General features: G+C 53.4%; 25 protein-coding genes and 1 riboswitch. Of the genes, 8 read left to right on the plus strand and 17 right to left on the minus strand.

The genetic code is table 11. From position 1 onward, the window contains the following. Positions 1-246: 246 nt before the first annotated feature. Positions 247-1,290, minus strand: a complete 1,044-nt coding sequence (locus SBI19_RS04545; protein WP_317965380.1) for a Gfo/Idh/MocA family protein — start codon at positions 1,288-1,290, stop codon at positions 247-249. A 24-nt stretch (positions 1,291-1,314) separates the two neighbouring features. Then, complete coding sequence (locus SBI19_RS04550; RefSeq protein WP_317965382.1) at positions 1,315-2,202, minus strand: sugar phosphate isomerase/epimerase family protein; 888 nt, start codon at positions 2,200-2,202, stop codon at positions 1,315-1,317. A gap of 124 nt (positions 2,203-2,326) precedes the next feature. Here SBI19_RS04550 and SBI19_RS04555 point away from each other — a divergent pair, with 124 nt between their 5' ends. Further along, a complete protein-coding gene (locus SBI19_RS04555; protein WP_317965384.1) occupies positions 2,327-3,217 on the plus strand; it encodes a helix-turn-helix transcriptional regulator in 891 nt (296 codons plus the stop codon). A gap of 343 nt (positions 3,218-3,560) precedes the next feature. On the opposite strand, the gene gdhA is transcribed toward SBI19_RS04555, so the two are convergent. Then, the gene (gene gdhA / locus SBI19_RS04560; RefSeq protein ID WP_317965386.1) at positions 3,561-4,934 is read right to left on the minus strand and encodes an NADP-specific glutamate dehydrogenase; all 1,374 of its coding nucleotides are present in this window, start codon (positions 4,932-4,934) and stop codon (positions 3,561-3,563) included. Positions 4,935-5,254: 320 nt separating this feature from the next. Then, positions 5,255-6,232, minus strand: coding sequence for a diaminopimelate dehydrogenase (locus tag SBI19_RS04565; protein ID WP_317965388.1), 978 nt, complete (start codon positions 6,230-6,232; stop codon positions 5,255-5,257). A gap of 394 nt (positions 6,233-6,626) precedes the next feature. On the opposite strand from SBI19_RS04565, the gene SBI19_RS04570 reads away from it, so the two are divergent. The 4 genes from SBI19_RS04570 to SBI19_RS04585 all read left to right on the plus strand — a co-directional run bounded on the left by SBI19_RS04570 (position 6,627) and on the right by SBI19_RS04585 (position 10,311). Next, complete coding sequence (locus SBI19_RS04570) at positions 6,627-7,877, plus strand: molybdopterin-dependent oxidoreductase (RefSeq protein WP_317965390.1); 1,251 nt, start codon at positions 6,627-6,629, stop codon at positions 7,875-7,877. A 109-nt stretch (positions 7,878-7,986) separates the two neighbouring features. Next, complete coding sequence (locus SBI19_RS04575) at positions 7,987-9,213, plus strand: aspartate aminotransferase family protein (protein WP_317965392.1); 1,227 nt, start codon at positions 7,987-7,989, stop codon at positions 9,211-9,213. A gap of 67 nt (positions 9,214-9,280) precedes the next feature. Next, on the plus strand, positions 9,281-9,793 hold the full coding sequence (locus tag SBI19_RS04580) for an acyl-CoA thioesterase (protein WP_317965394.1): 513 nt from the start codon (positions 9,281-9,283) through the stop codon (positions 9,791-9,793). A 203-nt stretch (positions 9,794-9,996) separates the two neighbouring features. Then, a complete protein-coding gene (locus tag SBI19_RS04585; protein WP_317965396.1) occupies positions 9,997-10,311 on the plus strand; it encodes a Dabb family protein in 315 nt (104 codons plus the stop codon). 95 nt (positions 10,312-10,406) lie between these two features. Here SBI19_RS04585 and SBI19_RS04590 read toward each other — a convergent pair whose 3' ends face one another. From SBI19_RS04590 to SBI19_RS04600, 3 genes are all read right to left on the minus strand, one after another. After that, entirely contained in the window at positions 10,407-11,612 is a 1,206-nt protein-coding gene (locus SBI19_RS04590; RefSeq protein ID WP_317965398.1) for a DUF4179 domain-containing protein, read from the minus strand. Then, entirely contained in the window at positions 11,609-12,145 is a 537-nt protein-coding gene (locus SBI19_RS04595; protein ID WP_317965400.1) for a sigma-70 family RNA polymerase sigma factor, read from the minus strand. Before SBI19_RS04595 ends, SBI19_RS04590 begins: the two co-directional genes overlap by 4 nt. A gap of 139 nt (positions 12,146-12,284) precedes the next feature. Further along, a complete protein-coding gene (locus tag SBI19_RS04600) occupies positions 12,285-13,238 on the minus strand; it encodes a sensor domain-containing protein (protein ID WP_317965402.1) in 954 nt (317 codons plus the stop codon). A gap of 368 nt (positions 13,239-13,606) precedes the next feature. Between SBI19_RS04600 and SBI19_RS04605 the strand changes: the two genes are divergently transcribed. Continuing rightward, positions 13,607-13,927, plus strand: coding sequence for a hypothetical protein (locus SBI19_RS04605; protein ID WP_317965404.1), 321 nt, complete (start codon positions 13,607-13,609; stop codon positions 13,925-13,927). Positions 13,928-14,128: 201 nt separating this feature from the next. Further along, positions 14,129-14,593, plus strand: a complete 465-nt coding sequence (locus SBI19_RS04610) for a hypothetical protein (RefSeq protein WP_317965406.1) — start codon at positions 14,129-14,131, stop codon at positions 14,591-14,593. Between the two features lie 142 nt (positions 14,594-14,735). Here the strand turns inward: SBI19_RS04610 and SBI19_RS04615 are convergent, their stop codons facing one another. From SBI19_RS04615 to SBI19_RS04640, 6 genes are all read right to left on the minus strand, one after another. Further along, entirely contained in the window at positions 14,736-15,545 is an 810-nt protein-coding gene (locus tag SBI19_RS04615) for an ABC transporter permease (RefSeq protein WP_317965408.1), read from the minus strand. 56 nt (positions 15,546-15,601) lie between these two features. Next, on the minus strand, positions 15,602-16,360 hold the full coding sequence (locus SBI19_RS04620; protein ID WP_317965410.1) for an ABC transporter permease: 759 nt from the start codon (positions 16,358-16,360) through the stop codon (positions 15,602-15,604). Further along, on the minus strand, positions 16,357-17,415 hold the full coding sequence (locus SBI19_RS04625; protein ID WP_317965412.1) for an ABC transporter ATP-binding protein: 1,059 nt from the start codon (positions 17,413-17,415) through the stop codon (positions 16,357-16,359). The genes SBI19_RS04620 and SBI19_RS04625 overlap by 4 nt, the downstream gene beginning before the upstream one ends. Positions 17,416-17,860: 445 nt before the next feature. Next, positions 17,861-18,364, minus strand: coding sequence for a C40 family peptidase (locus SBI19_RS04630; protein ID WP_317965414.1), 504 nt, complete (start codon positions 18,362-18,364; stop codon positions 17,861-17,863). Between the two features lie 4 nt (positions 18,365-18,368). After that, positions 18,369-18,530: riboswitch (cyclic di-AMP (ydaO/yuaA leader) on the minus strand. A 218-nt stretch (positions 18,531-18,748) separates the two neighbouring features. Further along, positions 18,749-19,567, minus strand: coding sequence for a hypothetical protein (locus SBI19_RS04635; protein ID WP_317965416.1), 819 nt, complete (start codon positions 19,565-19,567; stop codon positions 18,749-18,751). 15 nt (positions 19,568-19,582) lie between these two features. After that, the gene (locus tag SBI19_RS04640) at positions 19,583-21,646 is read right to left on the minus strand and encodes a M1 family metallopeptidase (RefSeq protein ID WP_317965418.1); all 2,064 of its coding nucleotides are present in this window, start codon (positions 21,644-21,646) and stop codon (positions 19,583-19,585) included. Between the two features lie 201 nt (positions 21,647-21,847). On the opposite strand from SBI19_RS04640, the gene SBI19_RS04645 reads away from it, so the two are divergent. Further along, complete coding sequence (locus SBI19_RS04645) at positions 21,848-22,366, plus strand: YwhD family protein (RefSeq protein ID WP_317965420.1); 519 nt, start codon at positions 21,848-21,850, stop codon at positions 22,364-22,366. A 227-nt stretch (positions 22,367-22,593) separates the two neighbouring features. Here the strand turns inward: SBI19_RS04645 and SBI19_RS04650 are convergent, their stop codons facing one another. The 4 genes from SBI19_RS04650 to SBI19_RS04665 all read right to left on the minus strand — a co-directional run. Continuing rightward, positions 22,594-23,076, minus strand: a complete 483-nt coding sequence (locus tag SBI19_RS04650; protein WP_317965422.1) for a C40 family peptidase — start codon at positions 23,074-23,076, stop codon at positions 22,594-22,596. Positions 23,077-23,414: 338 nt separating this feature from the next. Then, complete coding sequence (locus tag SBI19_RS04655; protein ID WP_317965424.1) at positions 23,415-24,905, minus strand: alpha-N-arabinofuranosidase; 1,491 nt, start codon at positions 24,903-24,905, stop codon at positions 23,415-23,417. A gap of 180 nt (positions 24,906-25,085) precedes the next feature. Then, positions 25,086-25,610, minus strand: a complete 525-nt coding sequence (locus SBI19_RS04660) for a hypothetical protein (RefSeq protein WP_317965426.1) — start codon at positions 25,608-25,610, stop codon at positions 25,086-25,088. An 84-nt stretch (positions 25,611-25,694) separates the two neighbouring features. Continuing rightward, positions 25,695-25,921 (minus strand): glycerate kinase (locus SBI19_RS04665; protein ID WP_317965428.1); only part of this gene is annotated, 227 nt, incomplete at its 5' end.

Consider the following 25,921-nt stretch of genomic DNA (forward strand, 5'->3'; position numbering starts at 1 on the left):
TTTGAATGATAGGCTGCCTAAAGAAATGTATCCCATAATCGAGAAAAATTGTAGACTGATAATTTTCCATGATTTATAATAATATTATGAAAGGCGAGGACGCCTAGGCTCTGCTTGAAGTCACCCTTTTATCCTTATTTGAACGCACAGACACCTTCGGGTGTCTTTTTTGGTTACATCGAAATAAGCCTCCGACATCCGGCTATAGCGGACGTTGAAGGCTTATTTGTTGTGGCGGTGAAGGAATTATTGCTGCGCCATGAAAGCAGCGATGTCGATCTTTTGACCGGTCCGCGCGCTCTCGAGCGCAGCGAGCACCATCGCCATGCTGTAACGGTTGTCGTGACCGGAGGTGCCGGACGGACGGCCTTCGGCCAGCGAGGCAAACATCTCGTCGATGCAGCCGTCGTGGAAGACGCTCTCGAGTACCGGCTTCTCCGTATTGACGCGGACGTAATCTCGGATGAACTTGCCCGTCTGATCGCCGGGCGCGACCACTTCTGCATAAGGCTCGTCTTTGCCGTTCCAGATCGCGGTGCCCGTCTCGCCTGTAATCCGCCAATCGGCTTCCCACGAGGTTGGCTGACCTTCTGCGCACCAAGAACCGCGATAACAGAACACGGAGCCGTCGGACATTTCGAAGATGCAGATGGCTGCCGCGTTGCCTGCGTACCAGGAGCCTGCAGGATTGAATTCCTGGCAGTAGACCGATACCGGATCGGCACCGATGATGAAGCGTGCTTGGTCGAATGTATGAATCGACATGTCGAGCAGCAGCGGGCTGTCCATCGCATCGCGGAAGCCGCCGAAATGCGCGCCGATGAAGAAGTCTGCGCCGATGTAGCCGGGCTTGCCGATTGCGCCGTCCGAGATCAGCTTCTGCAGTGCGCGGATGCCTGGCTCGTAACGGCGGTTCTGCATGACGGCATGCGAGCGTCCCGTCTGTTCGGCGCGTGCAACGAGATCGTTGCACTGCTCCATCGTCTCTGCCATCGGCTTCTCGCCGAATACGTCACAGCCATTCAGCATGGCGATGCGGCGAATTTCGTAATGGACCGAAGGAATCGTAATATCGAGTACGAGATTTGCATCCGTTGCTTCGATGGCTGTCTGCAAATCGGTGAACGTCGGACAGGACAGCCCGTATTTCTCCGCCATGGCTTTAGCCGATTCTTCACGAACGTCAATGAGCGCGACGACGGACGTGTCTTTACGCTGAAGGACGTTTTTCATCCAGAGATTCGCAATGCCTCCACAGCCGACGAGCGCAATCCGATAAGTGTTAGTCATAGTCGAGCTTCCTCCGCTTATGAGTTAGACCGGGTTCGGAACGATGCTTCCGCCGCGGCAATTTTTGAGATAGTTCAGTGCATGGACTTGTCCTGTCATCTCCAGCTCGCCTCGATAGACGGGGTCATGCCAGCCCTCGATGTCGATCGTGCCTTGATAGCCTGCTTGGCGAAGGATCGTGATGATGTCCGACCAGTTCGTATCGCCGAAGCCCGGCGTGCGGTGCCAGACAAACTCCTTCGGACCGTGAATGCCGTATTCCTTAACAATATCCCATGCGATCGTTGCGTCCTTGCCGTGCACATGGAACACCTTCTGTACCCATTTGCGCAGCTGCGGGATCGGGTCGATCAAGCTGACCATCTGGTGGCACGGCTCCCATTGCAGGCCGATGTTGTCCGAAGGAATCGCGTTGAACATCATCTCCCAAGCGGTTGGGTTGAGCGCGATGTTCCAGTCGCCGCGGGTCCATGTGCCGCCCATGTCGCAGTTCTCGAATGCGATCTTAACGCCTTTGTCTGCTGCACGGCGGCCCAGTTCGCCGAATACTTCCGCATAAGCGGGGATCGATTCGTCGATGGAGCGGTCTGTCAGTCGTCCCGTGAAGCCGGAGACGATGTCCGTTCCGAACAGGTGCGCATGATCGATCAGGCGCTCCCAGCTTGCTAGTGTATCCGCGTTGTCGCCCGAGCCCGTCAGCGGATTGCCGAAGATGCCTAGCGTCGATATAACGAAATTGTGCTTATCCGCCAGCTCGCGAACCCGAGCCGCCGTTTCCTTCAAATCAACGGAACCCGTCGTCTGCCAGAAGGTGAGACTGAACGATTCGAAGCCGTGACCTACGATCTGGGGAATGACGCGAACCGCGTCCCCACCGCCAACCAGCGTGCCGATGCGCAGCAAATTACTCATCTTGTGTATCACTCCAATATTGGCTTATAGTAGTACTGAATAACTTCATAATAGCGCTATCATTTCTTGAATTCTCTATATAATCTTGGGGAATAGTAGTCGGATCTTGTGGGGGGTGGAACGCATGACGCATCCGCAGGCACTATGGGAGAATACACGGCTCGCGCACAAAACCTATCCGTACATGCTGTTCGACAATCGCTGTCCGGACGCGAGAATGGATCAAAATATATTGTTTCTGCACTGGCATGAGCACTTCGAAATCATCATCATGCAGCAGGGGAGTGCGGTGTTTCATATCGACAGCCGTCCCTATGAAGTGGATCCGGGCGATGTGCTGTTCGTACCAGCGGGCGGTCTGCATGTCGGCTACAGCCAATGCAACGGGGATATTCGGTTTATGTCGATTGTGTTCAACGGGGCGCTGTTCAGCGATTGGTCGCATGATGCGATTCATGCCGAGCTCGTGGCGCCGTATGTGGAGGGGAAGCTGCAGCTGCCGGTGCAGCCGGACAAGCTGAATGTGGACTGTGCCGCTCACTATGTGCTGCTTGAGCAGATGATGCGGGAGTTCGAGGCAAAGCAGACGGGCTATCCGCTTGTCATCAAGTCGCACCTGCATATGCTGTTCACGCAGCTGGCACGTACGCTGCTGCCGCATCAGGCAGAAGGCCGAGTGGGCAGCGATTCGCAGCACAATCTGAACCGGGAGCGATTCAAGCCGCTGCTTCGACAGGTGGAGGAGCGGTATGCGGAACGATGGACGATCGAGCAGGCGGCGAAAGTCGTGAGCCTGAACCCGTACCATTTCTGCAAAATGTTCAAGAAACTTACCGGCCGCACGTTTGTCGAATACGTCAACCTGTGCCGAATGAACGAAGCGGAACGTTTGCTGCGCGACACGACCGACACGGTCACCGAAATCGCAGGCCAAGTCGGCTGCGATAATCCGAACTATTTCACCAAGCTGTACAAGCAGTATAAGGGTGTAACGCCTTCGCAGGTTAGACGGTAGGACGGAATGGAAGTGGTAGAGATGGAGCTGTGTGACGGTAGAAGATGTAAGGGGTTGCACAACATTGTTGTCGGAGAAGTGTTAGCGCTGCAAACGAGTATACATTTTAATAGAAGAAACACGTCGAAAATAGCATAATAAACAAATAAAAACGCCCTTGAGCCCCGGAGGCTCAAGAACGTTCTTCGTCTGCCTTTAGTATACCACGGGCCTATGGACAAGCCAACCACAATCAGACAGGAATATACATAAAAGGACCGTTTGTGTCTGGATTTGTTCACAATTAGCAGTACAAAAAAGACCGCGCACAAGGCGCGGTCTCTTCATTGTATAAGGGCGGTTATTAAACTACGCCGTGAGCGATCATAGCGTCTGCAACTTTCGTGAAGCCGGCGATGTTAGCGCCAACTACGAGGTTGCCTGGGTGGCCATACTTCTCAGCAGCAGCTGTGCTGTTTTTGAAGATGTTTTTCATGATTTGGTGCAGCTTCGCGTCGACTTCTTCGAACGTCCACGACAGACGCATGCTGTTTTGGGACATTTCGAGAGCGGAAACGGCTACGCCGCCAGCGTTTGCTGCTTTTGCAGGTCCGAACAGAACGCCACCGTTCAGGAACACTTCAATAGCTTCGAGCGTCGAAGGCATGTTAGCGCCCTCGCCGATTGCTTTAACGCCGTTCTTAACGAGCAGCTTAGCGGACTCTTCGTTGATTTCGTTTTGCGTTGCGCAAGGAAGAGCGATGTCGCAAGGGATCGACCAGATGCCCGTGCAGCCTTCCGTGTACGTTGCTTGCGGATGCGATTTAACATACTCGCTGATACGTTTGCGCTCAACTTCTTTCAGTTGTTTAACGAGCGCAAGGTCGATGCCGTTCGGATCGTATACATAGCCGTTCGAGTCGGAACATGCTACGACTTTAGCGCCGAGCTGCGTTGCTTTCTCGATTGCATAGATCGATACGTTACCGGAACCGGAGACGACAACCGTGCTGCCTTCGTAGCTCAGGCCTTTGGATTCGAGCATTTCGTTTACGAAGTATACGCAGCCGTAGCCCGTTGCTTCCGTACGCGTCAGGGAACCGCCATACAGCAGACCTTTACCCGTCAGAACGCCAGCTTCGTTGCCGGAGCGAATACGTTTGTATTGGCCGAACATGTAGCCGATTTCGCGGCCGCCAACACCGATGTCGCCAGCTGGTACGTCAGTGTCCGGACCGATGTAACGGTACAGTTCCGTCATGAAGCTTTGGCAGAAACGCATGATTTCGTTATCGGATTTACCTTTAGGATCGAAGTCGGAGCCGCCTTTGCCGCCGCCGATTGGTTGACCCGTAAGGGAGTTTTTGAAAATTTGTTCGAAGCCGAGGAACTTGATGATGCTAGCGTTAACGGATGGGTGGAAGCGAAGGCCGCCTTTGTAAGGTCCGATTGCGCTGTTGAATTGAACGCGGAAGCCGCGGTTAACTTGTACGTTGCCGTTGTCGTCCAGCCAAGGTACGCGGAAATAAACAACGCGCTCAGGCTCAACGATCCGCTCGAGGATGTTGTGCTTGATGTACTGAGGATTAGCCTCGATTGCTGGGATCAGAGAGTCGAAGATCTCTTTAACTGCTTGATGGAACTCGCTTTCGCCCTGGTTACGGCTAATCACTTTGTCATACACAGCTTGTACGTATTCTTTCGCGGTTTGTTGTTCTTTCGTAATCGTACTTACCACGTTTCTACACTCCCTTTACTCAGTAACTGCGAGGACGTGTCCTCCAGCTCTTTTATAGTTTTTCGCACATCGTTTATACTATCATCCCGTGATAATTACAAAGTTTAAAACATTCGATTCCCCATTCGCCAATTAAAAAAACCTTTCACCCCTGATTAATTTGCTCTATTCGTTCGGGTTTTTCGTCTTTCTTCTATTATATAGTACAAATAAAATGTATATGAGTGCAAAAAAAGTACCAGAAAAAACCCCCGATCGCGTAGCGACGGGGGTTTGTGAGGTGTTAAAAATTTTTAATTGCTATATGTTTCTGCGACAAATTACAGCAGTTCGCGGCGAAGTTCTTCGCCGGATTTTGGCGACAGGTAAGCGAACGGAATGTCGAATACCGTTTTCGCACCTTTTTGACCATCGCGGCTGAGGCGGATCGCAGCGCGTGCGTAAGCAACAAGCACGCTTGCAGTAAATTCAGGGTTGCTCTCGAGTTTCAGACCGAACTCGATGATTTGTTTCGTGCTTTCGCCCGTGATGCCGCTGCGGATAACGAAACCGCCGTGCGGCATTCCTGCGTGATTCTCTTTGAGCTCTTCTTCGGAGATGAACGTTACCGTCGTATCGTAGTCGGAGAAGTAGTTCGGCATCGAAACGATCGTTTGACGGATCACTTCTTGGTCAGCGCCTTCTTCAGCAACAACGAAGCACTCGCGAAGGTGCTTCTCGCGCGTCGTGAACTCAGGCGTTTCACCGGAACGGATGCGGTCGATTACGGATTCAACCGGAACCGTGTATTGAACGCCGCCTTTAACGCCTGGTACACGGCGGATTGCATCGGAGTGGCCTTGGCTTACGCCTTTGCCCCAGAACGTGTAGTCTTTGCCTTCCGGAAGAATCGATTCGGCGAGCAGACGGTTCAGCGAGAACAGGCCTGGATCCCAGCCGGTGGAAATAACGGACAGGTTGCCGCCTTGGGTTGCCGCAGCGTTAACCGTGTTGAAGAACTCAGGAATCTTAGCGTGCGTATCGAAGCTGTCGACCGTGTTGAACATGCTTGCGATAACTGGCGTTTGCTCTGGCAGGTCCGTTGCGGAACCGCCGCACAGAATCATGACGTCGATCTTGCCTTTGTATTGCTCAGCTGCCGAGATGTGCTCGAACTTTGCTGCTTGTCCTGCGAAATCCTCTGGTTGTCTGCGTGTGAAGATTGCAACAAGCTCCATGTCTGGGTTTTGTGCAATTGCTTTTTCGACACCTTTACCGAGGTTACCGTAACCAACGATGCCGATTTGAATCTTACTCATTTGGTTTTTCCTCCCTGAATTCGAATAAAACGCATAGGTTCTAGTATATAGAGATGTCAAGAAAAAAGTAAACTGACAATGTTGTCAAGGAGACCTTTTGTAGAAAAAATTAATTTGCAAAGCGCTCCGATTAGCATGCGCTCTTCATAGTGCGTATATGCAAAAAATAGTATTTTTGAAACCTCTATCGAAATCTACGAAAACATTGAAAATATAAGGTTTATAAAGGATAATACTCAGACTGAAGAAGGTTGCTATTCTATCATTTTCAAAAGTGAAGAAAGGCATCCGTTTTAAGCTTTTTTAAATATTAGAGTGATACAATGAAAGGGTATACATACAATTGAATTTTCCAATGTTGGTAGTTATTAATACCCGTTAGGGGGTTATCGGGTTGACGAAACTGTTAGATCGGATGCGCAGAGGTTATGGTCGAAAGCTCGTCATGCTGCATGCATGGAACGGCTGGATCGTCGTCGCATTAGCGGTGACAGGACTAATTCTGCTTGGGGGATTCTGGCGTGGCGTATTAGGAGAAGGGCGAGTATGGATCAAATGGGTTCATATCGTCGTTGGCTTAGGCTCATTAGTGCCGGTTATCTACTATCTGCTGCTGGCCGGGAAGCATTGGAAACAGCTGCGAGGCAAGCCGTGGCAGCGGTTCAACGTGTTGTTCGTCCTTGCATTATTGCTCGGTTGGCTGGCTTCCGGCGTGCTGCTCTGGCAGTTCAAGGCCGTTGGTCCGCGTTGGTCGAATCCTGCGCTGACGATGCATGATTTGCTCACATGGATCGGGCTGCCGTATATCATTTATCACTCCATTACGAGGACGCAATGGCTGAAGGAACCGAATCGCCGCACCGTAACGTCGGGTCGACAGTCGGCAGCCGGCGGGCTGCATCCAGCGTCTATGCATCAGCCGTTCTACTCGCGCCGCTCATTCATTCGAGGCTCCATTGCTGCGGGACTGGCTGTGCTGATAGGACCTTCTTTCTTAAAATGGCTCGGCCAATCGCTCGGCGGCTCCATTGGCGGCAGCTCGCTGGAACAGCTGGTAGAGAACGATTCAAACCATCTGGTGCCCGCGCCGCAGCCGCTTGCGGCATCAAGTTCACCCATAGGCGGCGGGTCGTCTGGTCGATTCCGCGTCTATACGGTAACGCCGATTCCGAGCTTCGACAATAACAATTGGTCCTTCACTGTTGATGGATTGGTAGAGAAGAAACTTCAGTTCACGTGGGATCAGTTCGTGAAGCTCAAACGATCCGTCCAAGTGAGCGACTTCCATTGCGTGACGGGTTGGTCGGTCTATAAGAATACGTGGGAAGGCATTCCGCTGCGGACGATTCTGGCGGAAGCAGGGGTCAAATCCGAGGCGAGATACATTAAATTTTACTCCGGTGACGGGGTGTATACGGATGCATTATCGCTCGAACAGGTACAGGTGCAAATGTCGGATGTCATGGTTGCGGTTATGCATGACGGCAAGCCGATTCCGAGCGACTTGGGCGGACCTGTACGGCTTATTGTGCCTGCGATGTATGCGTACAAATCGGTCAAATGGCTCGTGCGAATCGAGCTAATAGCCGACAGCCATATCGGCTATTGGGAAGAACGAGGCTATAGCAACGATGCTTGGGTGTAGTCGCCGGTAAGACAACCTTCACGAGAAAAGGAAATGATGTGATTGTATATTTATGCACTATGTTGTATAAATAATTATCATCATTCTTTTCGGGGGAGGTTGTTTTTCTATGTCTGGATCATCTGTAGTTAAGCCGCACATGGGGGACACGCAGCAGCTGCTTGAAGCGGCGGAGCAATCGGTGTTATTCACGGCTGCACGTCCTGCCGTCATCATGGAGAAGGGCGAAGGGATGTATCTGTGGGATACGGAAGGGCGTTCGTATCTCGACTTCATTGGCGGCTGGGCGGTGAATGCGCTTGGGCATTCGCCGCGTGTTATACAAGAGGCGCTGGCGGAGCAGTCTGCGCAGCTGGTGAATGCGAGCCCTGGCTTCTTCAACAAGCCCATGGTCGAATTCGCGAAGCAGCTTACGGAGCTGTCCGTATTCGACCGCGTGTTCTTCGGCAGCAGCGGGGCGGAGGCGAATGAGAGCGCCATTAAGCTGGCGCGCAAGTACGGAGCGCTGCACCGTGGCGGGGCCTATGAAATTATTACGACGCTCGGCGGCTTCCATGGGCGAACGCTGGCGATGATGTCGGCGACGGGCAAGCCGTATTGGGAGCCGTTGTTCGCACCGAAGGTACCCGGATTCCGGCATGTACCGTTCAACGATCTGGATGCCATGCGCGAGGCGATCAGCAAACAGACTTGTGCGATTATGATCGAGCCGGTGCAGGGCGAAGGCGGCGTGCATCCGGCCGATCCCGCGTACGTGACGGGGCTGCGAGAGCTGTGTGACGAGCATGGAATTTTGCTTATTTTCGACGAGATTCAGACGGGACTGGGGCGCACGGGCAAGCTGTTCGCGTATGAGCATTATGGCATTGAGCCGGACGTTATGACGCTGGGCAAAGGAATTGGAGGCGGCTTCCCGCTGTCGGCTATGCTGACGAAGGAGAGGTATAACCTGTTCGAGCCGGGCGAGCAGGGCGGTACGTACACGGGCCAGCCGCTGGCAATGGCAGTCGGAAAGGCGGTTGTCGGCGCTATTGTGGAGCAGCAGCTGGCGGTGCAAGCGGCTGATGTCGGTGCTTACATTCAGGTAGAATTGAGCAAGATTGCGGAAGGGTATGGACTGACGGGCATACGTGGAATGGGCTTGCTGATCGCTTTTAATCTGCCCCAGCCTAGAGGCTCTGAGCTCTGTGCAGCCTCTATGGCGAACGGCCTGATCATTAACTCGTCGAGCCCGTCGGTTATTCGGCTAATACCGCCTTTAATTGTTTCACGTTCGGATGTTGATGAGATGCTCGCACGTCTGCGTCGCTCACTTAATGACGTATTGGATGCATAATGGCAATCCGCCCTTAGACATGCTAAAGTACGGGTATAACGATCGATTGTGAAGGGGCGCAGCGTATATGGTTACCAGATTTGCACGAGAATCGAGATGCTACAAGACATCGCGGGTATTCCCGACGGATGTGAACAACCACAACACCTTGTTCGGCGGCAAACTAATGTCTTACATCGACGATATCGCATCTATTGCAGCGACGAAGCATTGCCGCCGGCCCGTCGTCACCGCATCGACGGACTCGGTTGACTTCCTGTCCCCGATCCGCCCGACTGACGCGGTATCTCTGGAAGCATTCGTTACATGGACTGGCCGTTCTTCGATGGAAGTGTTCGTGAAGGTCATCAAGGAGGAGCTGTTGACCGGGGAACGGATGATTGCGGCGACTTCGTTCCTGACGTTCGTCGCGCTTGACGAGAATCGCCGGCCGATTGAAGTGCCGGATGTCGTGCCGGAGACGGAAGAAGAACTCAAGCTGCATGAGACAGCGCCGCAGCGGGCTGAGGCGCGTCGCCTTCGCCGCCAGGAAAGCAAGCGGTTCGCGGACTATCTCACGGTTACGCAGCCTTGGGACTAGCATGTAGGATGCGTTATTTGCGAATCGACATTTTCTTCACCTTCACGCCTGTCCGCAGATACGCTATGATGAGAAGGTATCGGAAATAAGCGTATGCTTGCGAAGCGAGCAATTTTGCTTAGCTTCTGCTTAAGAAGTTTCAATTTGCTTACCAGCAGCAGTATCGAAGGGGCACGCAAATTGATTTCAGGAGGCGAAGAACGATGGCAGATCAGCAATCTCGCATTATCCATTCGGTTATTTTCACGCTGAAGCATCCGCGCGAATCTGCGGAGGCGCAGCAGTTTCTGGCGGACGGACGCCGCATTCTGAGCAGCATTCCGTCGGTCGAGCAGTTCGTGGTGAACCTGCAGGTTAGCCCGAAGAACGACTATCAATACGGCTTCTCGATGGCATTCGCCGATCAAGAAGCATATGAAGCGTACAACAATCATCCGCTCCATACCGCTTTCGTTGCGGAGCGTTGGGAGACTGAGGTTGAGCGATTCTTAGAGATCGACTACGTTGAGTGGGTTTAGACGTACATAAGTGGCAAGTGGCAACATATGAAGGAGCAGCTCCGCAAGCGCATCAGACGATGGCATGGGGAGCTGCTCCTTTTGCATAAAATCAACTATTCTACTGGCACCCTAATGGTTAGTCCTTCAATCGGCGTTTCCTTCCATTCCGGCTCGCCGTCGACGGTCACCATCGTTCGGATCATCGGTATAATCGTTATAGTGGAACCGCTTGGGACAGGCGGGGTATACAGCCATTTGTCCTCGACATAAGCGGAATCAGGCGTTGCGTTGATGGGTCTATCGGTGTTATGCGAGGCCCCCCACTCGCCAGTAAGCTCAAGTGCCTTGCCCTTCTCATCTTGAATGCGATAATGAAGAAATTCGCCTTGCTGGAGCATCGCTTGGTGCCTCAAAAGCGGTATTTGCAGCTTCAGATGCCATTCCGCGGCCGTATCAGACATTCGCAGCCGTACCACTTCGAACGAGTTTTTCTCATGCTCGGCGCGCAGCGGCTTGTCCCGCTGGATCGTGCGAGAGTGATCTATACCTGAGAGGGGGAGCTCGAAGCCCCAATCGCCAGGGATGACGCTGTAGGGTCTCTCGTCGGAGTGCTGGACGCCGAACTTCGGTACGTTAATCGCTAATGTGAAGGTGTCTGGCAGTTTTTTTTGCACAAAATATTTGACCACTCCAGCCTCGTAGCCATCGTATAAGCCTCCATGGTCAAACTTATACGTGTAGCCGAGCAGCGACTTTGTAGAAGGCGCAAGCTGAAAGTCGGGTATCACATAATCCCCTTTAGGAATCTCGCCTTGCTCCTTTCGGAACGTGTAGCTGAAAGACACTTGCAGACCGTCGTAGAACGCTTCGTGAATACGCAGGATATACCCGTTGTTCTTCACTTCCGCTAGAATCGGCAGCTCACCCGTGTTCTGAACCGTCAGATGCTGCCTCACGCCTTCATCGCCGATCCAACCAAAGATAGACGACAAATACGGTTTCATGGACTCCACCGTCTGAGGGCTCGATGCAATCCACACGCTCGCGGACAGCAGGAGGAAGACGATCGCAAGCGCTAATCTTCTCATTCGATGCGTAGAGCGGATAGCCCGTCTTGGACTAGGCAGCTCGGCGGCAGCATCCTGCTGCTCTTCGTGAACCGCATCGAACGTCGTCGGCATATTGTGCTGAGCGGCTGTATCACCCACCAGCTCAACAAGCGTCTCATCGATTCTTCTTCTCACCGCGTCCGGAATCGGGAGATCGCGCTCGTCCGTCGTTCCTCTTAGTTCCTTGCGGATCAAGTCTTCGAAGCTCATAGCAATCCCTCCTCTTGCACAGGTCCCGTCAGCAGCATCGCAAGCTTTTCTCTTGCCCGATACAGACGTGATTTGATCGTTCCATCCGACAGCTGGAGCAGCTCACCGATCTCCTTGAGCGGCATATCCTCGAGATAATGCAGCATAATGACCTCTCGTTGTTCAGGTCCGAGCAGTCCGATCGCATGATACAGATCAAGCTTGTCCTCGCTCGGATGATCGACAGCAGGTACGGTGACAGCGTCATTCTCGTACAACGGGATGACTAGGCTTTTACGCTTCAGCATGCCGTTGCATTGATTAATCAGGATGCGTACCAGCCAGGTTTGGGCATAGCGAGGCTCCTGAAGCTGATGGATTTGGCGAAAAGCTGCAACGATCGTCTCCTGTATAGCGTCCGCCGCATCGTCATCCGACCGCAGCATGCCGAAGGCAACACGGTACAGCGTCTTCTCATACATGCGGATCATACGGACAAAATCGTCCTTCGATCCCTGTCTTGCGCGAACGACAATATCGATGAGTTCGTTCAATGTGGCGTCTCCCTTCAGCCAAGCTTATACCTATTAGAGAATGAATCCGCTCGAAAGGTTCCCTGCCTTGTCAAAAAATAGCGGATGGATGCAAAACAATCCGTCTCCCAAGAAGGAAGACGGATGTGTGCTTGCTCGATTATTGCGGATACATCTTCGCGTGCAGCTGCTGGCGGAGCGCTTCAAGCTCGGCCTTCAGGTCATCGTTAGCGTTCGTGCTGTAACGATCATTCGACGATGCTGGCGCCGGTGCGTCCGGATCAAAAGGTTCGAACGGCAGCGAATCGAGCGTATAGTCTGCTGAAACTTTCGTATGATCATTGTAAGCGCTTTGTGTAGCCGAAGCAGCTGCCGTTTGATAGAGCGTATCGGCAGGCACTTCGTGCACTTCTTGAGAAGCAACGACTGGAGCTTCTTGTTTGCTCGCTGGACGTTGCGGCTGTGCTTGCAGCAGAATAGCTGTGCGATTGGCCTGCACATGCGTCAGTCGTGCGAGTACGCTCCAGCCGATCAGGATGAACACGAGTCCGACGCCGGATCCGATGTAGGAACGCTCGAGCGGGGACAGCATTGGGAAGATCGTATCCATCACTACATCATCTTGATAAATTTCAATGTCATATTGCTTCAGCACTAGATAGACAACCGGCGAGAGCAGGGCGGCAATACCGGACAGCGGCAGCACAGCAGCAGCGGCGAATTGCAGGACTGCAGCCGGCAGCTTGACGAGCCAGTAGCTCAGCGGCAAGTAAGGTGCCGTAGAGGTGAACAGATCCTTGTACGTGAAAGGACCGAATGCATGTTTATACGGCAGTGCAGCAGCGTACTTCTCAGGCAGCAGCATGCGAACGCGGCGGGCATCCTCCATCATGAGTACATGCGACAGATGAACGCTTAGCTTCAGAATCGGAAGGCCGATCAGCAGCGGTGTTAAACCGAAACCAAGCGCCGTCAGCGTGACCGACAGGACAAAGCCGATAATCGAAAGCGGCAGCGTAATGAACAACATATATATCGTTTGACTTACGTATCGGCCGATCGGGCCTGCCGGCGGCAGCGGGATCGACTGGTTAGGCACAGGTTGTTTTATCATATTCTAACTCCTTCAATGGGAATAATCCGTTGAATTCAGTATAGAAGAATGGATGGCTCCCGCATACGGTCGCTCGGCGGGATGATTCCCCCATCTAGAGTCGAGGTTTCAATCATACGATGGAATGAGGTGGGAAGGCAGAGAAGCCGATCATGTGACAGGAATCACCGCAAACAACGGGGTTCCATATTAGAATGAAAATGGAAACTGAAAAATGAAAAATGAGAAAAGGATTTGTAAGACAACCGTTATATGAAATTAATCTCATGAAACACTTCTTGGCAGTTCAGGTGATATAATTAAAATAATTGAACTTTTCAGAGTACTTCGTCAATACAAATCCGGATCCAAGGCAGGAGGTATTGTAGATGCGTGAAGCTAACGGGAACTCGAATGAAAGGTTGACTAAGGTTCCGATCCAGATTCCGAACGATGCACGTTACATTGATCCTGTGGTCGATTATATCCGTGATATCATTAGACCCGATCAACTCGTGAAGTCGGATACGCATTGGGACTACTACTTGGGCGAGAGTGTCGAGTTTACGAAAGACGGAGTTGAGATGGCCTATGAGTGGAATGAGTCGTGGGGCCATGAATTGACGACCAGGGCTGCAACGGAGCAGGCTGCTAAGGCTGTACGAGAGATGGCGGCCAGTATCACTTATCATATCAAGAAGGTACAGTAAGGTTATATGGCGGTACAAGAATGAAGATCCCCTCATTGCGAGCGGGATCTTTTGTAATTTCAGGGCTTTTCTGATCACGATCGGAAGAGGGGGACTAAGTGCGATTTATAATTTTTGGTTAAAATGGATTAGAATGGTGTGAACGTCTCTGACATATGTTCATTCGGGGGACAAATAAACGGACTGAAAGGTGGATGATTAATGAAAAAGAAGCTGCTCGCTGCGTTCGCTATTCTATTGCTTGCGGTGCTCATGAGCTTCACGGTGTCCGGCTCCGCTGCACCAAGCCCCTATGTGCACGGCGTATTCTCGACCAACCCGCTCTATGTGAAGGATGGCGTAACCGGCAGCTGGCTGACAGCGACAAGCGGCAACGCGATTGCAAGCTGGACGGACGATCCGCTCAGCTCGGGCAATCAAGGCTTTTTCAATGCGATTGTGTATGTAGGCAGTGTGAAGTATGAATTCCGGCTCGTTAGTCTAACCTCTACGACCACCGACACGATTGACGGCACCTTCGATATTTATGTCAATAATTCACTGACCGCAACCGTCAATGGCACCGTGTACGGCTTAAGTCAGCCAGTGGGCAACTACTTCAAGTTTTATGACAGCGTATACAACTGGCATGTCTCCGCTTATATAACAGATCGGCTCGATTATTAATCGCTGAGGCAGCACGGGCTGCTAGCCGTCGGCGGCTGCCCCCGCCGCTGTGCGGCACGCGCTTTTCGCGGCTGCTGCAAAGCAAAGGTCCATCTCGACAATGAGATGGACCTTCTCGATTGGATCAGATAACGGTCAACAATCAGTTTCCTGCGCTCTCATACTTCCGCATTCCGATTCGGAACAGCATATAGGCAACCGCTGCGCAATAAATCGCGGCCACTGGCGGCGCCAGCCAGATCCACGGACTGGTGCTTTTGTCGAACAGATAATAGGCAGGGAAGAAGCTCACGAATGCGAACGGTACGAGGACAGCAACGAGAAGCTGGATGCCCATTGAGAAAATCGTAATCGGGTACTTCGCGAATTCGCCTAGATTATGAATCATGATCGGGAAGGCGTTGCCAGCGTTCTTGATCCAGAACGCGCTTGTGTTCGCCGCTAGGTTAATCGAGACGCGGATCGCAACGGCTGTGATAATGAGCAGGATGGCGATAACTATTTTGCCGAAGGACCAATGTACATCGACTTTAGTAAGCGCCTGTCCGATCATAATGAAGCCGATGACGATGTTGCCGATGCCGTTCATTCCGATGCCGTTGGTCAGCACCTGCAGAATAGGGGATACCGGCCGCAGCAGCATAACGTCCAGCTCGCCGCGGTTGACGAGTCCGCCAAGCCGCCAAGTGCCCTCGAAGAACAAGGAGCCGAACCCTTCAGTTAGATAGATCATCGCGTACATGAACACGACTTCCCAGAACGTCCAGCCGTTAATGTCAGGAATCCGATTGTAGACGACCCAGAGGAACACGATGCCGAGCAGCTGCGTCAGAACAGCTGAGACGATCATGATGAAGAAGTCGGTCTGGTATTCCAGAATGGCTTTCAGTTGGGTGCCGAACAGTCTGCGGTATAGGAACAAGGTACGTCTTGTTGCGCGTACAATGGACATGCCAGATCAACCTCCATGAATCGTAATCTGCCGCACCGCCCATGACCACATGAGCTTCACAGCACGCATGCCCATGCGCATTGGAGGGCGAGCAGGCCGAGTGCGCCCCAAGGACTGACCTCTTCGAGGTAGATGGCAGCAGGTGTATGCACGATGCCTTGGAAGGGCAGCACGAGCGACAGCTTCTCCAGCCAGCCCGGGAAGAAGGAGAGCGGCACCAGCGCGCCAGAGAACAGGCTTGTCACAGCCATGCGCGCCCACACGATGCCGAGCGAACCCGTCGACCAGAAGCAGAGCAGACCCGCCATGTAGACGATACCGAACTTGACCATCAATGAAGCGAGCACGCTTAGAATAAACAGCAGAGTGTGAATGAAGTCTGGCTTGAGAATGCCGGAGGCCGCGATTAGAACAATGGCCGTTATGATGACGACGAGACCGCCCTCTATGACGGTTGAGCCGAGCGTTTCGGCAAGTCGGGCTTTCTGAAAATCGAGCGGTTTAAGCAGATCGGCGGAGACGCTGCCGTCGAGAATTTTGCCGGAGATACGGGTCTCGGAATAGTAGGACAGCAGCGAGTTGCTGATGAACGAGATGATCAGGTATGTCTTCATCTGCGTCCATGACATGCCCGCGAGCTCCTCGCGTCCGGCATAAATCGCGTTCCATAATGCGTACATGGCGATAAGCAGAACGAAGCTGGATGCAAAGTTGACGACGTAGGATAGCCGGTAGGCCAGCGTGTTCTGCATCGCTCGGGTCGCAATGCCCGTATAGGCCCGCCATGAACGTGGAAGCCGAAGCCATGCGTTCATCGACGGTTCGCCTCCCTTCCAGCGGCTGTTTGTTTGCTTCCTTGCTGCTCGTCGAGGGAGATGTGGCCCTCGTATACTTGCTTGATGACATGCTCGATGCCAGGTTCGTCGATCCGGAAGTCGACGACTTCCCCGCAGCGCATGACGGCAGAAGCGACTTCGCTCGCTGTAATGTGGAAGCGGTCGAATCGCAGCGATACATGCTGCCGTTCCAACTTCTCTGCCGTTACCTTCGGCATACGGTCCAGCGCTTCGCGAAGCGCAGGCAGGTCGGCGCTCTCCAGCTGGAAGTGAATGACCCGCTCGCGGGCGAAACGGTCTTTCACCGCAGCAAGCGTGCCATCGTAGATGAGGCTGCCTTGGTCGATAATGACGAGACGGTTGCACAGGTCTTCGATGTCGCCGAGGTCGTGCGTAGTCAGCATGACGGTCGTCCCGCGTTCTTTGTTGGATGAACGGATAAATTCGCGTATGCGCTGCTTCACGGCAATGTCGAGACCGATCGTCGGCTCGTCAAGGTAGACAGTGCGCGGATTATGCAGAAGTGCAGCGGCCAGATCGGCGCGCATCCGCTGACCGAGCGACAGCTTGCGAGCGGTCAGGTGGAGGAAATCCTCCATGCCGAGCAGCTCGATGAATTGATCCAGGTTGCGTTTGTACAGCGCTTCTGGAATCTCATAAATATCTTTCAACAGCGAGAACGTTTCGGAGATCGGAATATCCCACCACAACTGCGTTCGCTGACCGAACACGGCGCCGATTGTACGTGCATTCTCCATTCGGTTGCGATACGGATCAATGCCGCCGACGCTGATGGTGCCGGAACTTGGGATGAGAATGCCGGTCAACATCTTGATTGTTGTCGACTTGCCTGCACCGTTCGGGCCGACATAAGCGACCGTCTCGCCTTCCTCAATGTCGAGGTTAATGCCTGCGACAGCCGTTTTATCGACATACTTCTGGGAGAACAGGTGCTTGACCGCTCCTGCTAAACCAGGCTCTTTCACCGCTTGTCGAAACTGCTTCGTCAGCTGACGAATTTCAATGAAGCTCATCGGATGACCCCTCTCCGTTGTCTGCTCAGACTGCAAATCATCACCAGTGGAATGATAAGAATTCCATAATATATGAAATAGTAAAGTAAATTCGGGGAAAAGAATAGTAGAAATAACAACGTGGTTGTTTATTTCATGAGACCAGCGTATATAAATGTATGCTAAAGTTTGCGGACGGCGAGCGGAGGGGAGTTAGAGTACATTAATGTGTGCGCTATCGGGCGTCGGAGGCGGATGGCGGCAGGTTAGAGAACAAAAAAGTGCGTTAAAGTGTGCGAATGGCGAGCTGCAGAGAGTTAGAATACATAAATGTGTCCTGTCATGCGAGGCTAACGTGGCGGCGGCACCTCCACGGTCGACTTGCAATAAACAACAAAACCCGCTCGATCCCGAGCGGGTTTTGTTGTTGGCATGGCGAACCATGCATATCATGCAGCTGTGCTTCTTAGTCTACGTCTGGACCGCCATCGGCTTGGTCGGACGGATCATCGGCATACTTCTCATAGGATGTAGCGTTCATGACGCGGCGTGCGCTCAGGTAACGCTTTACATAATAGGAGTCGCTTAGGCTGCTGATTGTAACGCCTTTGGAGGAGGAAGCGTGAGCGAATTTGCCATCGCCAACATAAATGCCGACGTGGGAAACGCCCTTGCCGCTCGTATTGAAGAATACGAGATCTCCTGCACGCAGGTCGTCCTTGGCAACTTTCTGGCCAAGCTTGCTTTGATCATAGGACGAATGAGGCAAAGAAATACCGAACTGCTTAAATACATACATCGTGAAGCCGGAGCAGTCGAAGCCTTTGGACGTCGTGCCAGCTGTCTTGTACGGCGTGCCGTAAACGCTATCAACTACTGTGTCGAGCTTCGAGTCCGCGAAAGCGCTTCCCGCTTGGAAAGCAAGAAGAAGTGCGAGACCCAGGAAAATTGCTGCTATCTTGTTGCGCACGTTAAAGTGCTCCTTCCATTGCCTACGAGGTTAGCTGTGGGGTTCGGTTGAAGGTCCCCTATGATTCCCTCAGGCCAGCCTGTCCAACGGACATGATTGGTCGGGATCAATTCACCCAAGAATGGTTCCCCCGTTTTCGTACACGGAAATTCGGCAGTGTTTGATTGTACAGGGGAATATAATTCGTACTTTTTGAAGAAAATCCTTCCTGCGTGTCGAATTTCTAATAATTCTCATGAATATAGGGGAGTTTTGCTTGGTTTATGAGAGATTCTCTCATTTTAGGGCCGGAAAACACGAAAAAAGACCGCGCTTTCATAGGCGCGGTCCTACTTAAGAATGAGGGAATAAACTCGAAACCTGTCGACTTACGGGCTTGTCAGCTTATGGTTGGGAGCGAGATTGGAGACAGTCATATTGAGCGGCGATCGTCCACACTTTGAGCATCGTCTTCACGAATCGGTAGCCTTGGTGTACTAAGATAGCGAGGAAGCCTGCCCAGACCATCGAAGCGGAGGAGACGAGCAGCCCCGCAGCGCCAACTCCGCACCACATAAGCAGCGATAATCCGAAGTAGGGAATGAAATGCCTTAGTGCCCGCCATAAGCCGTTGAATGCCCCGCTGCCTGAGGCGGAGCCAAGCTGCATGGCAAGGAACAGCAGGTGAAGCAGAATGCCCCATGCAAGCCAGCCGCAAGCGGCGGGCAGCAGCTCGATGATGATGCTCTTCACAGAAGAGCCGGCAAGAGTCGCCGACAGTGCGCGGGGCAGCAGCCAGTAGCCAGGCGCCAGTGCGAGCAGCGTCTCGATCCAATAGAGCATCGTCATCGGCAGCCAGCCGCGGCGCACACCTTGCAGGAAGCGGGTCCCCTGCTCGGTCGAAGCGTGATGCAGGGAATGGAACAACCCTGCATTAAGCAGCGGCGTCAGCAGCATGCGAAGCACGATTAAACCGGCGAATGTCCATAGATAAGGCTGAATGAGATCCGTCTTCATGAGACGGAATTCCGCTTCATACAAGTATAACCGAGCGGCGGAGGCAGGCATCCCGCTGCCGGGATAACGGCGCAGAAGCGGGATAACGATGCCGTCCACAAGACGGTACAGGAAGAAGCCCCATAGCAGCTGATAGACGAATAGTACGATAATCACGTATAGATGACGGACCGTCAGCGACCAGCCGGTTTTCAAATGCTGCTTCATACGAATCGTTCCTCTCTACCAGCCGAGTGCGCCAATGAGGCTGTCAAGCAGCTTCGCGGCGCCGAGGCTCCAGCGTGCCTTCGTCTGATCCGGCAGCTCGGCTTTCAAATAGTTGTTGAAATGTCGATTGTCGAGCACATTCGTATTCTGAGGATCGACAGCTGCCCAATCTAGCGGGGCTGAGTGAACAAACTTGAACTGCATCGTGTTCTCATTGCCATTCCAGCTGCGTGTGACTGTCGTGCCGTCTGTGAACTGGAACTTGACCGGGACAGGGCCGTAGCTGCCGCCTAAACTGCGCACCTGAACGATCGATTCGTATTGAACCGTATCATCCGGCTGGCGAACGGTATGCACATCGATGCTCTCAACCGCGAAGTCAGCCATCAGATCGCCGTATACATATTGACGGAAGTAGTCGCTCCACTTCGTCTTCGTTACCTGTTCCACCACACGTTCGAAATCGGCAGTGGACGGATGGCCGAATTTATATTTCTGGAAGTAGGTGCGCATAATCTTCTGCATCGTTCGATCGCCGACGAGCTTCTCGATGCCGACAAGCACGAGCTTGGCGCGCATGTACACATTTTCCGCATAATGATCGTGGCTGTGGTAGCTCCAAGACAGCTGCTTCAGCGGCGCAGGGTCGGTCATATAGCTGGATTCCAGCGCAAGGTTCGGCAGTACGCCGTATTCGGTTTCCATCACTTTGTCCTCGGCATATGAAGTGAAGCCCTCGTCGAGCCAAGCCTCCTCGAACTCATTGGAAGCGACCATGCCGTACCAATACTGATGTCCGATCTCATGGACGACCGTGCGTTCAAGCGAGTAGCCTGGATTGTCATCCTCGGCAGCGAATGCGGTAATGAGCGTCGGATATTCCATCCCGCCTGCACCGTTGCCTCCGACTGGCGGCACGATAACGGATAACGTCGAATATGGATACTGTCCATACCACTGCGCATACTTCACGAGTGCCGACTTGGCGGCATGCAGGTAGCGGTCCTTCAGACCGGCGTGAAGCGGGTCCAAGTACAGCTTGATGCGTACGCCTGGAATGCCGGGAGCGGAGAGCGAATCCTCTTCGTATACAAAATCAGGCGACGCCGCCCATGCGAAATCGTGCACGTCATCCGCATAGAACTGATAGCTTTTATAGCTGCCGCTTGTCTGAATCGGCTTCGTCTGGAAGCCGGTCGCGGCAACGATATAACGCTCCGGCACATGGATGTTGACGCTGTAGATGCCGAAGTCGCTGTAAAATTCCGAGTTGCCATGATATTGATGCGCATTCCAGCCTTCAGCAGCACGACCGCGAGTGCCTGCCGTCTCATAGACGGCCAGCTTAGGGAACCATTGACCTGCCATAACGAAATTGCCCGAGTAGCCCATTCGCGCGAACACTTCCGGGAGCTGCACCTCGAAGCTGAGCTTCAGTGTGATGCTCTTGTTCGGCTGGACAGGTGTTTGCAGCCGCAGCTTGGCCAGCGTCTGATCGTCGGGATTGCCGTCGTCAGGCTGGACGAAGTGGAGGCGAGGGAGAAGGCTTTCGCCCTGCTCGGTAATAAGGGAAGTAATCGACATCGAGCCGAAGCTGTTGGCAGTCGCGTTGTCCTCGCGCAGCTTGCCGCCAGACTCGCGCATGAAGGACGTCTTGGCCGACTGGAAAGCATTCGGATACAGATGCCAGTACATTTCGGACACCGGCTTGCGTCCAGGGTTCGTCCACGTAACGATCATATCTCCGTTAAGCTTCCGGCCGGACTCGTCCAGCTTTACGTCGATATGATACTCGGTTACCCGCTTGCTGAGCGTCTGTGCATCTGGCTGCATGACCGTGTTCGGCTCGGCTGTTTTGCTCCCTGCCGATGGTGATGGCGTCGGTGAGGAGGGAGCAGAAGCACCGGCTTCAAGGGTATTCGTGCTGACAAGAGAGCCTTCCACACCAGAAGCCGCAGGCTCATAAGCGTACGTATACTCGGATGTCCATGCATCGCCGAACCATTGAGCTGACGTGAAAACAAGCACAGCGGCGAGGAGCAGTGTGAACGCAGTTCCTTTGAAATGCCGTGGAGTCATTGAACGATTCCCTCCCGTTGACAAGCAATCTAAGGCATGTATATGTTTGCTTTTCGAGGATTATTAGCTAAAATGGAATTATTGTGAGTCGGCAAGGACAAACCCGCGCACGGCGCGGCCTCGCGGGTGTTGGACGCGGCTGCCGAAGAGGAAAGGTGCCGGCAAGTGAGGCGCACGAAGAGCGGAAAGGTGTGAATCAGGATGGAACAGCAAGGACAAGGCGGACAAGAGGCGAAGCCGAAGAAGTCGCTGTCGCTGAACGTTGTCAGCAGCAAGGAGCATCGCGGCTTCGGCGCAGGTTCGATCGATTTGAGTCAGGTGTCTCCCGTTATTATTGATGGCGATACAGCGGTAATCGATGTCGGTGCGATGCACGCGAAGAGCAAGATCGAGAAGGGCATTAAGTTCAGTGCCAATAAGGAAGATGTGCCGAACGGCCGCAAATGCTGGATCGTCTGGATCGCAGTAGACCGCAATGAGGAAGGTTCATTATATGGCGGGGCAACCGCTTGCGAGATGCTGATCGATACGGAAGCGCGCCGCGGCTGGAAGCTGCTTGCCGATCACGTGAACCGTCTCGATTATGCGATCAAACGCCGGTTCATGCTGGACGGTCTGAATGCAGAAGAGAAGGCGGCGCTCAAGAAGCTGCTCGTCGAGCATAACCAAGAATGGTGGGACCGTTCGTCGGACGCGCTTAAGCAAGCGCTTGAGGCGTAAACGGGAAATAAGAGGATAAGAAAAAGCCAAGGTGAACTGCTGATGGGCAGCCGCCTTGGCTTTTTCTATTCCCCCTTATATTGCCATGCTCATATTCAGGTCCAATTCAGATTGCTTTGTTAGGATAGCTATATCAAAGAAAGACGACCGAGACAGCGGGGGAGCGCCGAATCGGTCGTCTAACGAATGAAGCGAGCGTGCGATGCGCACATTAAGGTTGGTAAAGACTAAGCTACGCGGCGAGCCGTGTTGTAGTACTTGCTCCACCAGCCGGACGTGATCGACGAGATTTTAACGCCGCCCGCACCGTACGTGTGGATCATTTTGCCATTGCCGATGTAGATGCCGACGTGGTGAGTTGGCGAGTAGAAGAAGACCAGGTCGCCGACCTGAAGGTTGCTCTTCGATACATAGGAGCCGACCTTGATCTGCTGCTTCGTGTCGCGCGGCAGCTTAACGCCGATCGTCGAGAATACGCGCTTCGTGAAGGACGAGCAGTCGAATACAGCTGTCGTCGAAGTGGAAGCGCCGAATTTATATGGTGTTCCGAGATATTTTTTCGCTACCGATGTGATCTTCGATTTCTCAGATGCCGTTGCTGCGTGCGCCTGCTCAGTCGGAAGGATACCCCCAATCGATGCTGTCGAAACCGTCAGTGCCAGGAACGCCGCCGCCAGTGTTTTGCCCATTACCGATTTGTTGAAGTTCATGTTTATATCTCCTCCGCTTTATGTTTTTGTCTAGTTGTCGTAGGGCTACTATAGCACGTCCGCAATTACCTAATTTGTTCCAAAGAGGAGTCAAACCGTTGGTACGGCTGGATTGGTAGCGCATTCTTAAAAATGAATGAGAGAACGTTCATATAGGGCTATTTTGGCAGCTTACTAGTCGGAAAGGGTGAAAAGCCGCGCCAAATCAGGCTTTTCGGAGGATTGCGCGAGAATAGATAAAGGGTGTCCCAAGACGCGTAATCGCGGCTTGAGACACCCTTTTATCATTTAATCGAAGGACCTTCTCGTGAATCGATAGTCCCGTTAAGGTATGGATATTAAGCTTTGAGCGACAGCGACGTGACTGAACGTGCTGGCAGGTCGAGGCGAAGTACGCCGTCTTCGAGCGTGAACGCCGTGAACGGAACGGGCTTCACTACGTCCGGCTGGTCGAACGTGTTGCAGTCGCGCAGTTCGGCGCTCGTCAGCACACGGCCTTCGATCGAGGAGAACGATTGGCCGCGCAGCTCGATGCTGATGCTCACGGCGTCTGCATGGTGAACGTTGCAGATGCCAAGGTTGATCGTGCCGTCTGCCGCTTTGGAAGCCGTCATGCTCACTTGGTTGATGGAGCGGCCGTCCATTTCGTAGACTGGGCTGTCATAGTTCAGTTGAACCTGCTGCGCGTCTTGGTGCACCTTGTACATTTCGAATACGTGGTACGTCGGCGTCAGCACCATGCGAGGGCCGTCCGTCAGCGCTACAGCTTGCAGCACGTTAACGGTCTGCGCGATGTTCGCCATATGGAGACGATCGTTATGGTTGTGGAAAATGTTAAAGTGCAGACCCGCGACAAGTGCGTCACGCATCGTGCTTTGTTGGTACAGGAAGCCTGGGTTCGTGCCTGGCTCTACGCCGAACCAAGTGCCCCACTCGTCGAGGATGATGCCGACGCGTTTCTTCGGATCATACTTGTCCATTACGTTGGAGTGGCGCGTGATGAGCTCGTCCATGAAGTACGCTTTGAACATCGTCTCGAACCAGATGCCTTCGTCGAACTGCAGGGCCGGCTTCTTCTCGTCTTCCCACAGACCTGGGTACGTATAATAGTGAAGGCTCAAGCCGTCCATATGGTTGCCGGCGCGCTCCATGAGCACTTCCGTCCAGCGGTAGTCGTCCACGTTGGCGCCGCAAGCGATACGGTAGATTTTGTTCTCGCCGTAGTTGCGGACGTATGTCTGGAATTGGCGGTACAGGTCCGCATAATATTCAGGGCGCATATTGCCGCCGCAGCCCCAGCTTTCGTTGCCGACGCCGAAATATTTGACCTTCCAAGCTTCCTCGCGTCCGTTCTCGCGGCGCCAGTTCGCCATTGGCGATTCGCCGTTGAACGTCATGTATTCAACCCACTCGGACATTTCTTGTACCGTGCCGCTGCCGACGTTGCCGTTGATGTAAGGCTCGCAGCCGAGCAGTTCGACCAGATGCATGAATTCATGCGTACCGAAGCTGTTGTCCTCAACCACGCAGCCCCAGTGCGTGTTAACCATGCGTTTGCGCGATTCGACCGGGCCTACGCCGTCTTTCCAGTGGTACTCGTCGGCGAAGCAGCCGCCCGGCCAGCGAAGAACCGGAATATTCAAGTTGCGAAGCGCTTCCAAAACGTCGTTGCGAATACCGCCCGTGTTCTGGATTTCGGGATTGTCGCCAACCCACAAGCCTTCGTATATGCAGCGGCCGAGATGCTCGGCGAAATGGCCATATAGGTTACGGTTAATCGTGCCGGTCGTCAGATCGGCATTCAATACAGCAGTAGGTTTCGTTGCCATCAATAATCGCTCCTTAACATGTTGAATTCACTGAATTAATAATTACATTAATCGATTGATGTATTTGTTTATCCAATAACTACACTCATCATAAAGAGCGTGGTCGGGCTTGTCAATATGAATAAGGCAGAAGACGCCCGATTGGTCCGTGTCCGGATCCGTCGGGCGTCTTCTTGTGTTCTAGTTGACCGCCAGCCATACGCACATGGCGGCGATAATGGTATGCGCAATGCAGAGCAGCGGGTGCTGTCGAACGCGGAGCCACAATCTTGTAGTGGTACGGCACATCGCGATGGCAGTTACGATGGTAGCAGCGGTAAGCAGATCGCTGCCCCATTTCAACAGGAGACCGTTGGCGCCGAACAAGCCGCTCGCGGTGCTGCTGCCGATCGTATGATTATCGTGACTAAACAGTGGAGCGGTGCCGTCCGAACCGGTCTGCGAACCGAGCAGCAGGGCAAGCAGCGGCAATGCAAGCAGATGAATCGCATGCACAGTAAGCACAAGGATGGCGCCGGCCAGCGTGGGAAGGCGGCGCTGAACGAATATACGGCTGAGAGTTGAGGAGAGTGATCCTCTGCCGCTAGGCAAGGCATTGATATGCAAAGCTGCTTCGGAAGCAGCGGGCATTTCGAGCGCAGACTCATGATCGGCGTGGCAGGCGCCGGACACAGATTGCTGCAGGACGGTTGATCGGTCGGACATCGTCGCAGGCCCTCCTCACACTTTAAGTGAGATGGAACAGTATATGTCCGCCGGCTGGTCCGTTATGTACGTGGATTTACGTACTTACTGTATTGGGTTTCGCTTGGACGTTGCTGCTTGCGCTGCCTTGATTAAACGGAACAGCTCGCGCGCCGTTCGGCGCATGCCCTGCAGCGCTGTCTCCGGCAGCATCGCCTGCTCCAGCGGCATTGGCCCCGAGCCGATCGGCAGCGCAGCCGTGATGCCGTGCGAAGCAAAGGCATCGGCCTCCGGCGCGATGCCGCCCGCAAGGGCGATGACGGGGATGCCGC

It is taken from the genome of Paenibacillus sp. CCS19, from assembly GCF_033239625.1.
Taxonomy (GTDB): domain Bacteria; phylum Bacillota; class Bacilli; order Paenibacillales; family Paenibacillaceae; genus Paenibacillus_T.